Source organism: Terrabacter sp. FW104-15G4B (assembly GCF_058790095.1).
This window is the reverse complement of sequence record NZ_JBYTCI010000006.1, coordinates 90,243-104,455: the sequence shown is the minus strand read 5'-3', so window position 1 is coordinate 104,455 and position 14,213 is coordinate 90,243. Positions and strand designations below refer to the sequence as shown.

Genomic DNA, 14,213 nt, shown 5'->3' with positions numbered 1-14,213 from the left:
ATGTGGCCGTGATGACTGACGTCCTCGTCGTCGGCGGCGCCGGCGTCGACACCATCGTGCGCGTCGACTCCCTGCCCGTCCCGCTCGCCGACTCCCACGTCGTACCGCCCATCGACACGGTCGTGGGGCACACGGGCAGCGGGGTGGCGCTCGGCTGCCACCGCCTCGGCCTGGCCACGTGCTTCGTCGACGTCATCGGCGACGACCACGAGGGGCGGATGCTGCTGTCCCGCTTCGCCGCCGAGGCCCTGCGCTTCGAGCACGTCGTCCACCCGAGCGGCACCCGTCGGGCGGTCAACCTCGTCGACCCGACCGGTCGGAGGATGTCGCTCTACGACCCACGCCATCCCTACGACCTCGCGCCCGACCCGGCCCTCTGGCGCCGACCGCTGGCCCTGACCCGGCACGTGCACGCCTCCATCATGCCGTGGACGGTCGGGGCGCTCGAGGACGCCACGGCCGCCGGGCTGACCACGTCGACCGACCTGCACGACTGGGACGGGCGCAACCCGCACCACCAGCCGTTCGCGTATGCCGCCGACCTCGTCTTCGTCTCCGGCTCGCGCCTGCAGGGGGTCGAGGACGACGTCGTCGCCGACGTGCTCGACCGAGGGCGCGCACGCCTCGTCGTGGTCATGGACGGTGCCAGCGGCAGCCGCGTGACGGTCCGCGACGGTGGCTCGTTCGCCGAGCCGGCGGTGGACCTCACGGGCCGGACCGCCGTCGACTCCAACGGCGCCGGAGACGCCTACGTCTCGGCGTTCCTGCACGCCTGGCTGTCGGGCGGGGACGCGCGCGCCGCCGCCCGCGCCGGCACGGTGGCAGGCGCCTGGGCGTGCGGCACGGCGGGGACGCACTCGAGCCTCATCGACGCCGACGAGCTCGCTCGCCGGCTCGACGAGCACTTCGGCGGAGCGTCAGGCGGGCGCGGGTTCTCCTGACCTCTCACCGGCGATGTTCAGTAGCCAGGCCGTGCCGAAGCGGTCGGTCACCATGCCGAACTCGTCGCCCCACACCTGCTTCTCGAGGGGCATGGTCACCGTGCCACCATCGCAGAGCCCTTCCCAGTAGCGGTGCAGCTCACCGTTGTCGTCGCCACTGAGGCTCACCGTGATGTTGGAACCTGACTCGTAGGGCCTGCCCTCGGGGTTGTCCGAGGCCATGATCGTGTAGCCGCTGGGCGTCTCCAGCTGGGCGTGCATCACCTTGTCGGCGTCAGGACCGCTGTTGCCGAAGTCGGCGAAGGTCGACACGTTCAGCTCGCCCCCGAAGACCTTCTGGTAGAACTCCATCGCCGCTCTGGCGTCGTCCTTGAAACCGATGTACGGGTTGAGGCGGGTCGCCATGATCGTGCTCCTTCCGGGAGGGGTGGACGCCACCACGGTAGGACTGCAGCGTGCCGTGCGGTGGCGCTTTCAGTAGGAGCGGCGTGAACGGGCGGCGCCCCGGTCGGAACCCAGCGGCGACTGGGGTCGCCCGTCGTCGGTCGGTCCCAGGCCGCCCTGGCAGCCCGGGCAGTAGAACATCGTGCGCTCGCGGGTCGGTTCACCGATCATCGCGACCCGGACCGTGGTGCCGCAGCGTCGGCACGGCCGGCCGCTGCGCGCGTGCACGTAGTGCGTCTCGTCGTTGCGGTAGCTGCCGGTGCTCGACTGCACCGCATGACGGCGACCGTTGTCGATCAGCCGGTGGGCCCTGGCCACGATGCGCTCGACGGTCCCACGCCCGAGCGTCTCGCCGGTAGCCCAGGGCGGCACGCGCTCGAGGAAGAGCGTCTCCGCGCACCACATCGTGCCGACCCCGGCAAGGTTGCGCTGGTCGAGCAGCGCCTGTCCCACCGGCACGGGGCTGCCCATCACGTTGTCCGCGGCGCGGGCGGCATCCCAGTCGGGCCCGAGGACGTCGGGGCCGAGGTGTCCCACGACGTCCGCCTCGTGGGCCGTCGGCACGAGGTCGAGCATCCCGAGCCGCAGCCCGAGGGCCGTCCAGTCCGGTGCGGCGACGAGGGCCCGCAGCTGAGGGTTGCGCCGCCACCGGCCGGCGAGCCCGGGCGTGGCCTCGATGCGCCACTGACCCTCCATCCGCAGGTGCGAGTGCAGGGTGAGGCCGCCCTCCACCCGGTGCATCACGTGCTTGCCGCGGCTGACCACCTCGAGCGTCGTACGGCCCGTGAGGTCGGCGGTGGAGATCTCGGGCCAGCGCAGGTCCGACTCGACGATCTCGCGCCCCGCGAGCGCCTCGTGGAGCCGGGTGGCCGTGCGCCAGACTGTGTCTCCCTCGGGCACGGCACCTCCTGCTGACTGGTCGTCCTCGTGCGCGGTTGCGCGTCCGTCCAGCCTATTCAGGGGCGGCGCACGCGTGGTGGTCGCAATAGCATCGCGACGTGCCCGTCACCGACTCCGATGTCCCGTGATCGGCCCCTACGCCTCAGCCGGGGCCTGGGGCGCCCGCAACGGCCCGGCGTTCATCCGGCGGCTGCTCGACCGTGAACGTGCCGGCACGTACGTCGCGCTCATCCTCGTCGATCTCGCCCTCGTGGCGATCTCGGCCACAGTGCAGGTGGCCCTCCTGCTGGTGACTCGCAACGAGCCCCTGTGGCTGCGGTCGCTAGGCGTCGGTGGCTTCGCGCTCGTCACGGCGGGAGCGGTGATGTGGCTGGTCGAGGCGGTTTCGCGTTGGTGGTGGAGCGGCCGGCGACCCGGCCGGCTCGTGCTCTCCCCCGCGCCCTCCGGTGCTGTCTCGACGGCCGTCCCGCGTTCGCGGGCTGCCCTCGCGACACCGCTGACGAACGCGGTCCTCATCACCGCCTGGTGCGTCTTCATGGTCGTGCTAACGGCCGGGGTGGCGTGGGTCGCCGCGCTCGTCGGCCTGCTTGCGTTCGCGGCCGGCTCACGGCTGCTGCCCTTCGTGCTGGGCCGGGTGTCCCCGGGTGGCGTCTACCTGACGCCGACGGCCATCGAGCTGCGCTGGGGCGTGCGCTCGACAAGCGTTCCCTGGGAGGCCGTCACTGGGGAGCCCGACGACCTTGCGCACGGCCTGCATGGAGCCGAGGAGCTCGCCGGAACGCGCACCTTCCCCGTGGACATCCCGCTCGACGTCACGGACCGGCCGGCTCCCGGGAGGGTCGCGGTGCCCGTCGCGTACCTCTCGGTCAGCGGCCCGGCGCTCACCGCGCTCATCGGGTGGTATGCCGCCCGGCCGGACTTGCGGGTCCACCTCGGCACGCTTCCCTCCCTCGAGTGGCGGCCGACGGCGCCGAGCGCCGTGACGATGGCCGATGACGATCCCTTCCGGTGAGACGGCCTGAGTCGGTCCGCCCCGTCCGACCTCGGTGCCGGCCCTCGTCAGCGCCTGGTCAGGGTGATGGCTGACCAGGCTGCGCCGGCCCGATCCGGTAGGGCCGCATCATCTCGTTGTCCTCGTGCTCGAGGATGTGGCAGTGCCAGACGAACTGGCCGGCCCGGCTGAACCTCGCGCGAATCCGGGTCACCTCGCCGGGATAGGCGGTGACCGTCTCCTTGAAGCCGCTCTCCCAGGGCTCTCGCGGACGAGGAGGGCCGACGAGCCGAGCCGGAGGCTCGGCCTCTCCCTCGGCGTTGACGACCAGCCCCTGGCGGTTGAGGACCTCGAACGTCGTCTCGTGGACGTGAATGGGGTGGGCGTCTGCGGTGAAGTTGTGGATCTCCCAGACCTCCGTGTCGCCGACACCGGGATTCTCGGTCACGCCCTCCTCCCACATCATCCCGACCGGCAGGTCGTCGGCGTCCAGGTCGCCGAGCATCGCCTGCGCGGGCCCATCCCAGACACTGGAGGCGATCTCGACGAGGGCGAGCCGTCGGGTGCGCGTGGCGGTGGGAAGTGGAGGAACAGGCGGCATGACGAGGAACTGCGCAGGGGTGCTCGGATCGGGAGCGACCGCCGGGACCACCCGGAACTGCAGCACCTGCCCGGTCGTGGCAGGGTCTGCAGAGTCGAAGTCGTCGTCCGGCGCACCGCCACCGAAGGGCTCGTCCGGCCCCACGTTGCGAAGGACGTACCTGCCCACCGGGACGTCGGTGAAGTCCACGATGAGGTCGGCCCGCTCCGCCGGCGACATCAGCAGCCGGTTCTGGTTGTCGCCAGTGAGGTCCACGGGGGTGGCCAGGAAGCCACCCTCGTTGCCGATGGCCCAGGCCGCGACGCCGGGGATCCGCCCGAAGTCCAGGATGAGGAACCGGGCCTGGCAGCCGTTGAGGACCCGCAGGCGGTACCGCCGCTGCTCGACCTGCTGGAAGGGCCACGTGTTGCCGTTGACGATGAGCGTGTTGCCGAAGAACTCGGGGTTCCAGATCGGGGAGAGGTCGGAGTCAGGGATGTAGCCCGGCTTGTGCGCCGTGGCAGCGTCGAAGAACTCGCGGCTGTCGGGATAGAAGAGCGAGCCGTCCGCGTTGAAGGCACGGTCCTGGATCGCGAGGGGGATCTCGTAGTACGTCTTGCGGGACGGGAACCGGTCTCTCTCTCTGGGCGCCGGCCCAGGCAGCACCGCAGTGCGGCGGGTCCGGCGGTCACGGATCGCCCGCTCGCCCTCAGGTCCCCCTCTGACGAGGAAGAAGCCGGCTGGTCCGGCATACACGTTGACGCGCGTCATGCCGAGAGTGTGGTCGTGGTACCAGAGGGTCGACTCCCGCTGGTTCACCGGGTACTGGAAGACGGCGTATCCCTGCCTCCAGCTCGCGCCGAACCCGTTGGCGGCCTTGCGCTTGAAGAAGGAGTGCCAGGTACCCGTCGTGGCGTAGCCGCCGGGGATGTTCCTGGCGGCCGGGAGGTACCACGCCTGGGGGTAGCCGTCGCTCTCGTCGCCGACGCCCACGGCGCCGTGCACGTGCACGACCATGGGCACCGGTCCCTCGTACCGCCCGGGAGTGGCCGCGAAGGTCGGCCGCATGTCGCGGTCCGTGGTGCCGCCGGGCGGGTTGGCCCAGTGCAGCGTCGGGTCGACCGGCAGCAGGTGCGGCAGGTAGTTGCCGTGGTCGTCCACGAGACCGTTGACCCACTTGATGCGGACCGGCCGCCGCCACCTCGCCTCGATCGTGAGTGAGGGAGCGTGGTGGAGCAACAGGCCCCTCTTGCTCGCCGAGCTAAGCGGCCCGTAGCCCCACACCATGGTCGCCGGCAGTCCTGCGGGAAGCATCTGCTGGCGGAACTGCTTCACCGAGATCTCGTAGTAGTCCGCGTTCTGGCCACCCCTGAGAGTCACCGTGCCGGCGCGAGGCATCGCCGGTGGGATGAGCAGTGGCGTGACGAACTTCGGCACCCCCGCAGGGTCCAGCGTGCCGCCCGGGATGGCGGCCACCGCCCGACTCGTCCCACCCGGCGCGTAGGTGTAGAGCACGAATCCGGCACCCGCCACCCCCGCTGCCCGGATGAAGGCCCGCCGGCTCAGTGGCCGGCCCCGCACCTCATCGTCACGTCCGCTCACGGTCCCCACCCGTCCCTTTGCAACGACCGATGGCTCATGGCCACCGCCCCGGCCAACGAGTCCTGGCGCTCCCCTCGACCAGCGTGGCACCAGCGGGTGGCGCCAGAGCGGTGATTGGGAATTCCCTGTGAGCCGAGTGCACGGGAGCCGGTGAGGATTCCCTTGTTTGTCAACATTTCTCGCACTCTTGACCGCGGACGAGCCACGGTCGAGCGCAGCTCAGCGACGCAAGCGGAGGCCTCGCGGGGTCATGTGGAAGCCGGCGTGCGAGAGCGCCTGGACGAGTGGGTGGTCGGAGCCGAGCACCGAGGCGCCGTCGGCCTTCTCGACGGTCAGTCTGCCGAGTGCACCCTCGCGAACGGCAAGGGCCAGGGCGTCGGCCGCAGCCTGGAGGTGCTCGGGGTCGTCGGACCAGCACAGCATCGTCTTGCCCCCGCGCTCGACGTAGAGCACGAGCTCGCCGTCGACGAGGACGACGAGGGCGCCGGCCTTGCGTCCCGGCTGGTGGCCCTTGCGGCGGGACCGGGTCCTGGCCGCGGTCTCGTCGGCGTCGGGCTCCTCGGCAGCGTCGGTCAGCCCGCGCTCCGGCCAGCCGATCGCTGCGCCGTACGGGTTGGCGGGGTCGCTCGCCGCGAGAACCAGCGCCGGCGGTCCGGTGCGCTCGCGAGCCCGCTGGCCGCCGCGCCCGGGAGCCGCGGCGGGCGAGGCCCCGAGCCACTCGTCGCCGTCCGCCGGGTCCACCCGGCGCCCGCCGGCACCGGGGTCGTCGGCGCCGCCGGGCAGTCTCGACATCGAGCGGAGCCGGTCGACCGCGCCCGTCGAGGCGAACTGCGAGGCGCCGAGGCCCTCGACGAAGTAGCCGCGCCGCACCTTCCCGGCCTCCTCGGCGGCGGCGAGGACCCGGTACACGGCCGCGAAGCCTCCGGGGACGTCCTCGGTGACGACCGAGCCTCGGGTCAGCACGCCGTAGCGGTCGAGGAGCAGCTCGGCGTTGGTGACGGCGCGCACGGTGGGGTCGGTCTCCGCGGGAGGCAGCGCCGTCCAGCGACCGACACCGGTCGAGGGCCCGGACCCGACCGCCCGACTCGCGGCGAGCGCCTTGGTCGCCGCGGCGTCCTCCGCCGCCTCGACCTGCGCCGAGCTCGTGCCGGCGAGGGGACCGCGCAGCGAACCGAAGCGACCCAGCGAACCGCGCCGGCCGGCATACCTGGTCGACCGGGGGCCGGACGAGGTGCGCTTGTGGGCGGTGCGGCCGCCGGCGAGGAGCGCGCGCAGCGGCGCGATGGTGTCGTTGGTGACGCGGCCCGACCAGAGCAGCGACCACAGCGCGTCGCCCAGCTCGGTGTCGCCGAGGCCGACGCGCCTCGAGAGGGCTCGGAAGAAGTACGCGCCGCCACCCTCGAGAGCGTCGAGGACGGCGCGCTCGTCGTCGGTGAGCTCCACGACCTCTGGCGGGGTCAGGGTGAGGTGCGCGGCGTCGGCCAGGTGCAGGCTGACCCAGCCGTCGTCGCCGGGGAGCGAGCCGTGCCCGCGCCAGACGACCTCGCCGGAGCTCATCACCTCGTCGAGCAGGGCCGGGCGGTAGTCGGCGACGCGAGCCGGCAGGACGAGCGACTCGAGGGCGCTCGCCGGCAGGACCGCGCCGGTCAGCTGCTCCACGGCGCGGAGCAGGCCCTCTCGTCCCCGCAGCCCCCCGCCGACACCCTGCCACTGGGGCAGGAAGCGGGCGAGGTCGGGCTGGGCGACGGGCTCGACCTCGTGGCGCAGCACGGCGAGGGACCGGCGACGGAGCAGCCGGAGCACCTCGGCGTCGCAGAACTCGGGGCCGTGGCCACCGCCGTTCTCGGCGGGGAGGAGCTCGCCCTCGACGACCCGGCCGGCCGAGACGAGCCGGCGCAAGGCGTCGTGGACGACGGCAGGCCCGACACCCCACCACGCCGCCACGGTCTGGACCGCGAAGGGGCCGTGGGTGCGGGCGAACCGCGCGACGAGGTCGGCGAGCGGGTCGGGCACCGGCTCGAGGAACACCTGGGGCACCCCGACCGGCAGCGCGGTGCCGAGGGCGTCGCGCAGGCGGGCGGCGTCCTCGATGGCGGCCCAGCGGTCCTCTCCGCCGACGCGCACGGCGAGAACCCGGCGGGCCGCCTCGAGCTCCGTGAGAGCCGACTCGACGGCGGCCGGCTCGAAGCCCTCGGCCGCCCGGGCGACGACGTCACGCACCGAGAGCGGGCCGAGCACGCGGAGCAGGTCGGCGACGTCCTCGGCGTCCCGTGCACCTCGCTCGGGCGTCAGCCGCTGCAGCTCGGCCTCGGTGCGGGCGACGGCCTCGGGGTCGAGCAGGTCGCGCAGCGCGAGGGCCTCGCCCTGGCCGAGCAGCTCGGACAGCAGCGACGGGTCCAGCGCGAGCGCGGCGGCTCGGCGCTCCGCGAGCGGGGAGTCGCCCTCGTAGAGGTACTGCGCGACGTAGCCGAAGACGAGCGACTTGGCGAAGGGGCTCGGCTGGTTGGACTCGATGTCGATGACCTTGACCGCGCGCGAGCGGATGTCGCCCATCAGCTCGACGAGGCCCGGCACGTCGAAGACGTCCTGGACGCACTCGCGCACCGCCTCGAGGACGATCGGGAAGCTGGGGTACTGGCTGGCGACCTCGAGCAGCTGCGCGGCACGCTGGCGCTGCTGCCACAGCGGCTGGCGGCGGTCGGGGCGGCGGCGCGGCAGGAGCAGGGCTCGTGCCGCGCACTCGCGGAATCGCGCTGCGAACAAAGCGGATCCGCCGATCTCCTGCGTGACGAGCTCACTCACCTCCTCCGGCTCGAGGGTGACGAGCTCGACGAGCTGCTGCCCGATCGCCGCGCCGTCCTCGAACTCGAGGTCGGGCAGCCGGAAGACGATGCCGTCGTCGCCGTGCATGGCCTGCACGTCGATGCCGAAGCGCTCACGCATCCGGGCCGCGACGCAGAGCGCCCACGGCGCGTGCACCTGGCCGCCGAAGGGCGAGAGGACCGCGACGCGCCAGTCACCGATCTCGTCGCGGAAGCGCTCGACGACGATGGTGCGGTCGTCGGGGACGTGCCGCGTCGCCTCCTTCTGCTCGGTGAGGTAGCCGATGAGGTTGTCGGCCGCCCACTCGTCGAGTCCCGCGGCGGTCACGCGGGCACGGGCCCGCTCCGGGCTGAGGCCGACGATCTCGCGGACGAAACCGCCCAGGGCCCGGCCCAGTTCGGCCGGGCGGCCCTGCTGGTCGCCCTTCCAGAACGGCAGCTTGCCTGCCTGCCCCGGCGCCGGCGTCACCAGGACACGGTCGTGGGTGATGTCCTCGATGCGCCACGTCGACGTGCCGAGGGTGAAGACGTCACCGACGCGCGACTCGTAGACCATCTCCTCGTCGAGCTCGCCGACCCTGCGACCGGGCCCCTCCCCGGAGGCGAGGAACACGGCATACAACCCCCGGTCGGGGATGGTGCCGCCGCTCGTCACGGCAAGGCGCTGGGCGCCGCGGCGGCCGGAGAGCGTGTCGGTGACGCGGTCCCAGACAATGCGCGGGCGCAGCTCGGCGAACTCGTCGGACGGGTAGCGGCCGGCGAGCATGTCGAGGGTCGCCTCGAGCACCGAGCGCGGCAGCGAGGCGAAGCTCGCCGACCGGTGCACGAGCGCCTCGACGTCGGCGACGCTCCAGTCATCCATGGCGCACATCGCGACAACCTGCTGGGCGAGCACGTCGACGGGGTTGGCCGGGACGCGCAGCGACTCGATGGCGCCCGCCCGCATGCGCTCGACGACGACGGCGGTCTGCACGAGATCCCCCCGGAACTTGGGGAACAGCACGCCCTTGCTGACGGCGCCCACCTGGTGGCCGGCACGGCCGACACGCTGGAGGCCGCTCGCCACCGACGGCGGGCTCTCGACCTGGATGACGAGGTCGACCGCGCCCATGTCGATGCCGAGCTCGAGGCTGCTCGTGGCGACCACGGCCGGCAGGCGCCCGGCCTTGAGGTCCTCCTCGATGGAGGCGCGGTGCTCCTTGCTGACGGAGCCGTGGTGGGCGCGGGCCAGCACGGCCGGAGCGCCCTGCGAGACTCCGGCCTGGGCCATGACCTGGGCCGGCGGCTTCGTCGAGAGCGCGGCGAGGCTGGGCACGGGCAGTCCCTCCTGCTCGGCGAGGCGCTCCTCCCAGATCTCGTTGAGTCGCGATGTGAGCCGCTCGGCGAGGCGGCGGGAGTTGGCGAACACGAGCGTCGAGCGGTGGTCGGCGATGAGGTCGACGATGCGCTCCTCGACGTGCGGCCAGATGCTCGCCTGCGGCGCGTTGCCGGCGGCCGGACCCGAGAGGTCGGGCACCCCCGGCGAGATCTCGGCGGGAGCGCCGGACAGCTCTCCCATGTCGGGGACGGGCACGACGACGTCGAGCTCCCACTGCTTGGTCGACGCGGGCTGGACGATCTCGACCGGACGGCCACCGGCGAGGTAACGGGCAACCTCCTCGACGGGGCGGACCGTGGCCGAGAGCCCGACCCGCTGGGCGGGACGGGGCAGCAGGGCGTCGAGGCGCTCGAGCGTGAGCGCGAGGTGCGCCCCCCGCTTGGTGCCCGCGACGGCGTGGACCTCGTCGACGATGACCGTCTCGACGCCCTTGAGCGCCTCGCGCACCGACGAGGTGAGCATGAGGAAGAGCGACTCGGGGGTGGTGATGAGGATGTCGGTGGGCGTGCGCGCGAACGCCCGGCGCTCGTTGGCCGGGGTGTCGCCCGACCGGACGCTCACGCTGATGTCCGGCGGCGCCAGCTCGAGCCGGGCGGCGGCGTGGCCGATGCCCACAAGGGGCGCGCGCAGGTTGCGCTCGACGTCGACCGCGAGCGCCTTCATCGGCGAGACGTAGAGGACGCGGCAGCGCTCGAGGCGCTCCTCGGGCACGGGCTGGCTCGCCATCCGGTCGATGGCCCACAGGAACGCCGACAGCGTCTTGCCCGACCCGGTCGGCGCCACGACGACGGTGTGGTGACCCGAGCTGATCGCGTCCCACGCCCCCGCCTGGGCGGTGGTGGGCGCGTTGAAGCTGCTCCGGAACCACGCGGCGGTCGCCGGAGAGAAACGGTCGAGCACGTCAGCCCGCTTGCCCTTCGCCATCGGGCCCAGCCTGCCATCCCCCACCGACACGGCAAGAGCCGCCGGACTGCACGGACTGGCGTATGCCGTCCGGCGCGCCGGCCAGCGGGACGTCAGGTACGTCAGTGGCGGTCGTGGAACACCAGCACGGGGCAGTGTGCGTGCTCGGAGCACGCGGAGCTGACCGACCCGAGCAGCAACCCGGCGAAGCCGCCGTGACCCCGGCTGCCGACGATCAGGAGCGAGGCCCCCTCACCGGCCTTGACGCGGACGGTCCGGGGTGTCCCGTGCTCGACGAGCGCCTCCAGGCCGGGTGGGCGCTCGTCCCCGAAGACCTTCGCGCGCGTGTCGTTGAGGACCGTGCCGGCATCGAGGTCGGGCCGTCAGTTCCCGTCGACCGGGACGTTTAAGCTCGGGGCCAGTGGTCCCGTCCCGCGTCAGCGCCGCACCTCACGGTGCGAGCCGTCCAGCCGCCGGGTCCAGCCGCGCCCGTCGAGGTGCTCGAGCAGCGGGATGACGGTGCGCCGGGTCGAGTCCATGGCGACGCGGGCGTCGCTCGTGGTGAAGGGCTGCGGCAGGGCAGCCAGGACGCGCATGGCCCGGGCTGGCGCGGACGGCAGCAGCAGCACGTCGTCGGGAAGCCGCAGCAGCCGGCCGGCGCGCACCGCGGCAGCGACCTCGCGGGGGCCGAGCCCGGCGGCCTCGAGCTCACGCTGCTCGGGAGAGGCGAAGGGCCGCTCGCCGAGCCGTTGCTCGATGAGGCGCAGCGCGGCCTCGACGGCCGGTGCCAGCGTCGCCGCCGCACCCGGAAGGGCGATCCTGCCGTCCCGCGACTCCAGCCCGCACGCGGCGGCGAGCTCAGGCACCAGCGCCCGGTCGGGGACGCCGGCGGCCGCCCGCGCGGCCTCGAGGCTGAGCGCCGGGTCGAGCGGCTCGGCCTCGGCGCGCGCGGCGACAGCCGCCCGCAAGCGCCGACCCCACCGCGTCCAGGCTGCGTCGTCGACGAGCCAGCGGCCCCGCCGCGTGACGCCTGCCGCCGGCGAGTCCCCGACGTCGCCGTCGTCCTCGACCGGGATGCCGAGGCGACGCGCCTGCAGGACGGTCAGCGCCTCACGGCGCGCGACCTCCCGCACGAGGTCGGGCGTGCCGGTCAACGAGCCGACCTCGACGGCTCGTCGGGCCGCGGCACCCCGCCGCTCGAGCCGGGGCGGGTCGACGTCCACGACCATCGCGCCGGTGACGGCTCGGGACCCGGGGTCGCGCAGGATGACGCGGTCGCCCGCGGCGAGCGCCAGCTCGGCCGGCAGGGCGAGACGCACGGCGAGGCGGCCGCCGCGAGTGCTTCCCAGGGGTCGCGCGTGCACCTCGACCGCGAGCGTGCCGACGTGGAGCATCAGTCGCGACGGCAGCTCGCGGGGCCCACCAGAGCCGCCGGACCCAACCCACTCGCCGGACTCCCCCACGCCGGCCGACGCCGCCTCGACGACGTCGAGGGTGCTCGTGACGTGCCAGGCATCCGGCGTGAGCAGGACTGTGCCACGACCGATCTCGTCAGCGCCGACTCCGCGCAGGTTCACCGCGACGCGTGCCACCGCCGCCACCTCGTCGCGCGGCCGCTCGAGGGCCTGCAGCCCTCGCACCGTGGCGCGGCGCTCGCGCCCGTCCGGTCCACGCAGTGCCAGCTCGTCGCCGGGCCGCAGGGTCCCCTCGCCCAGGGTGCCCGTCACGACGGTCCCCGCACCACGGATCGTGAACGAGCGGTCCACCCAGAGCCGCGCGCGGCCACCCGTGCGCGGAGTGGGGAGGGTTGCCACGAGCCGGTCGAGGGCCGACCGGAGCTCGTCGAGCCCCGCTCCGGTGTGCGCCGACACGGCGAGCGCTTCGCACCCTGCCAGCGACGACCGGGAGACCCGCCCGCGGGCCTCGGCGAGCGCGGGCGCCGGGTCGGCGAGGTCGCTGCGCGTCACGACGAGCAGTCCACGGTCGAGGCCGAGGGCGTCGACCGCTGCGAGGTGCTCCTCGGACTGCCGGCGCCAGCCCTCGTCGGCGGCGACGACGAGCACGACCGCCGGGGCTGGGCCGAGCCCGGCGAGCATGTTGCCGATGAAGCGCTCGTGGCCCGGGACGTCGACGAACGCGATCTGCTCACCGGACGGGAGGGCCGTCCACGCATACCCCAGGTCGATGGTCATCCCGCGCCGGTGCTCCTCCTCCCACCGGTCCGGCTCGATGCCGGTGAGGGCGCGCACGAGCGTCGACTTGCCGTGGTCGACGTGCCCGGCCGTGGCGACGACCCGCACCTCAGCCCCCGCTGGCCAGGGCGGCGAGGGCGGCCCGGACGGCGCGCTCGACGTCGCCGTCGGACGGCTCGGGCACGCAGCGCAGGTCCACCAGGCACCGTCCCCGCTCGACCCGCGCGACCACTCCCGGCTCGCCGGTGCGCAACAGCTCCGCGCACCCTTCCGGGAGGGCGAGCGCGCAGCCGGGCAGCGGCACGCCGGGCCCACCGCCGCCGCCGACGCGCCCCTCCACGTCCACGACGTCGACGGGCAGGTCGGCCGAGCCGAGGGCGTATGCCATCCGCTCGGTCCGCGCCCGAAGCGCCGTCGCGTCGGCGTGGAGGTAGGCCGTCACCGGCGGCACCGGGCCGCGGAGCGTCGCCTCGAGGGCAGCGAGCGTGAGCTTGTCGACCCGCAGCGCCCGGGCCAGCGGGTGCCGGCGCAGGCGCTCCACGGTGGCCGCGTCCCCGAGGAGCAGACCGGCCTGCGGGCCGCCGAGCAGCTTGTCGCCGCTGGCGGTGACGACCGTCGCGCCGGCGAGCAGCGTCGTGGTCGCGTCGGGCTCGTCCGGCAGGAGCGGGTCGGGCGCCAGCAGGCCGCTGCCGATGTCGACGACGAGCGGGACCCCGAGCGAGGTGAGCTGCTCGACGGATGCTGCGCCCGTGAAGCCCTCGACGCGGAAGTTGCTCGGGTGCACCTTGAGGATGCAGCCGGTGTCGGGCCCGACCGCCTCGGCGTAGTCGGTGGCGCGGGTGCGGTTCGTCGTGCCGACCTCACGCAGCCGGGCGCCGGTCGACTCGATGAGGTCGGGCAGCCTGAAGCCGTCGCCGATCTCGACCATCTCGCCCCGGCTGACGATGACGTCGCGTCCGGCCGCGAGAGCCGTCGTCGCGAGGACGAGCGCAGCGGCGCCGTTGTTGACGACCAGGGCGTCGCCGGCTGCGGGCACGGCGTCACGCAGGGCGGCCAGCGTGCCGCGGCCGCGCCGGGCCCGCGCGCCCGTGCCGGTGTCGAACTCGACGTCGACGTAGCCCGCGGCCGCGGTGACGGCCTCGACGGCAGCGTCGGACAAGGGCGCCCGGCCGATGTTGGTGTGCACGACCACCCCGGTGGCATTGAGCAGGGTTCGCAGCATCGTGCTGGACAGCGGGAGCGCCGACCGCGCCGCCGCGGCGACCTCCTCGGGAGCGATGCGACCCGCGCGGGCCTCCTCCTGGGCCGACCTGACCGCCCGCAGCACGGCGGCCGGCCCGTGCCGGGCGCTGGCCTCGACGAGCGCCGGGTCGGCAAGCAGGACGTCGGTGCGCGGGATCCGGCGCCTCGGGTCGGTCTGCCCCACCTCTGGGGTCACTGCCGTCACCTCGCCCTCGACG

At 73.8% G+C, this 14,213-nt stretch carries 9 protein-coding genes; 2 read left to right on the top strand and 7 right to left on the bottom strand.

Going from position 1 to position 14,213, the window contains the following annotated elements; genetic code table 11:
• Positions 1–11 precede the first annotated feature (11 nt).
• On the top strand, positions 12–941 hold the full coding sequence (locus AC3WRT_RS07230) for a carbohydrate kinase family protein (RefSeq protein WP_492720846.1): 930 nt from the start codon (positions 12–14) through the stop codon (positions 939–941).
• Here the strand turns inward: AC3WRT_RS07230 and AC3WRT_RS07225 are convergent.
• Positions 918–1,346, bottom strand: coding sequence for a VOC family protein (locus AC3WRT_RS07225; RefSeq protein WP_492720785.1), 429 nt, complete (start codon positions 1,344–1,346; stop codon positions 918–920). The two genes, AC3WRT_RS07230 and AC3WRT_RS07225, sit on opposite strands and share 24 nt — an antisense overlap.
• A gap of 69 nt (positions 1,347–1,415) precedes the next feature.
• Positions 1,416–2,285 (bottom strand): DNA-formamidopyrimidine glycosylase family protein, encoded by an 870-nt coding sequence (locus tag AC3WRT_RS07220; protein WP_492720784.1) that lies wholly within the window; start codon positions 2,283–2,285, stop codon positions 1,416–1,418.
• Between the two features lie 124 nt (positions 2,286–2,409).
• Between AC3WRT_RS07220 and AC3WRT_RS07215 the strand changes: the two genes are divergently transcribed.
• The gene (locus AC3WRT_RS07215; RefSeq protein ID WP_492720783.1) at positions 2,410–3,297 is read left to right on the top strand and encodes a hypothetical protein; all 888 of its coding nucleotides are present in this window, start codon (positions 2,410–2,412) and stop codon (positions 3,295–3,297) included.
• Between the two features lie 58 nt (positions 3,298–3,355).
• On the opposite strand, the gene AC3WRT_RS07210 is transcribed toward AC3WRT_RS07215, so the two are convergent.
• The 5 genes from AC3WRT_RS07210 to selA form a co-directional block, all read right to left on the bottom strand.
• Positions 3,356–5,458, bottom strand: coding sequence for a multicopper oxidase family protein (locus AC3WRT_RS07210; protein ID WP_492720782.1), 2,103 nt, complete (start codon positions 5,456–5,458; stop codon positions 3,356–3,358).
• Positions 5,459–5,677: 219 nt separating this feature from the next.
• The gene (locus tag AC3WRT_RS07205; RefSeq protein WP_492720781.1) at positions 5,678–10,582 is read right to left on the bottom strand and encodes an ATP-dependent helicase; all 4,905 of its coding nucleotides are present in this window, start codon (positions 10,580–10,582) and stop codon (positions 5,678–5,680) included.
• A gap of 101 nt (positions 10,583–10,683) precedes the next feature.
• Positions 10,684–10,869 carry a universal stress protein gene (locus AC3WRT_RS07200; RefSeq protein WP_492720845.1) on the bottom strand — a complete coding sequence of 62 codons (186 nt, stop codon included), beginning with the start codon at positions 10,867–10,869 and terminating at the stop codon, positions 10,684–10,686.
• Positions 10,870–10,998: 129 nt separating this feature from the next.
• On the bottom strand, positions 10,999–12,861 hold the full coding sequence (locus AC3WRT_RS07195) for a SelB domain-containing protein (protein ID WP_492720780.1): 1,863 nt from the start codon (positions 12,859–12,861) through the stop codon (positions 10,999–11,001).
• A gap of 1 nt (position 12,862) precedes the next feature.
• Entirely contained in the window at positions 12,863–14,191 is a 1,329-nt protein-coding gene (gene selA, locus AC3WRT_RS07190; RefSeq protein ID WP_492720779.1) for an L-seryl-tRNA(Sec) selenium transferase, read from the bottom strand.
• Between the last annotated feature and the right edge of the window lie 22 nt (positions 14,192–14,213).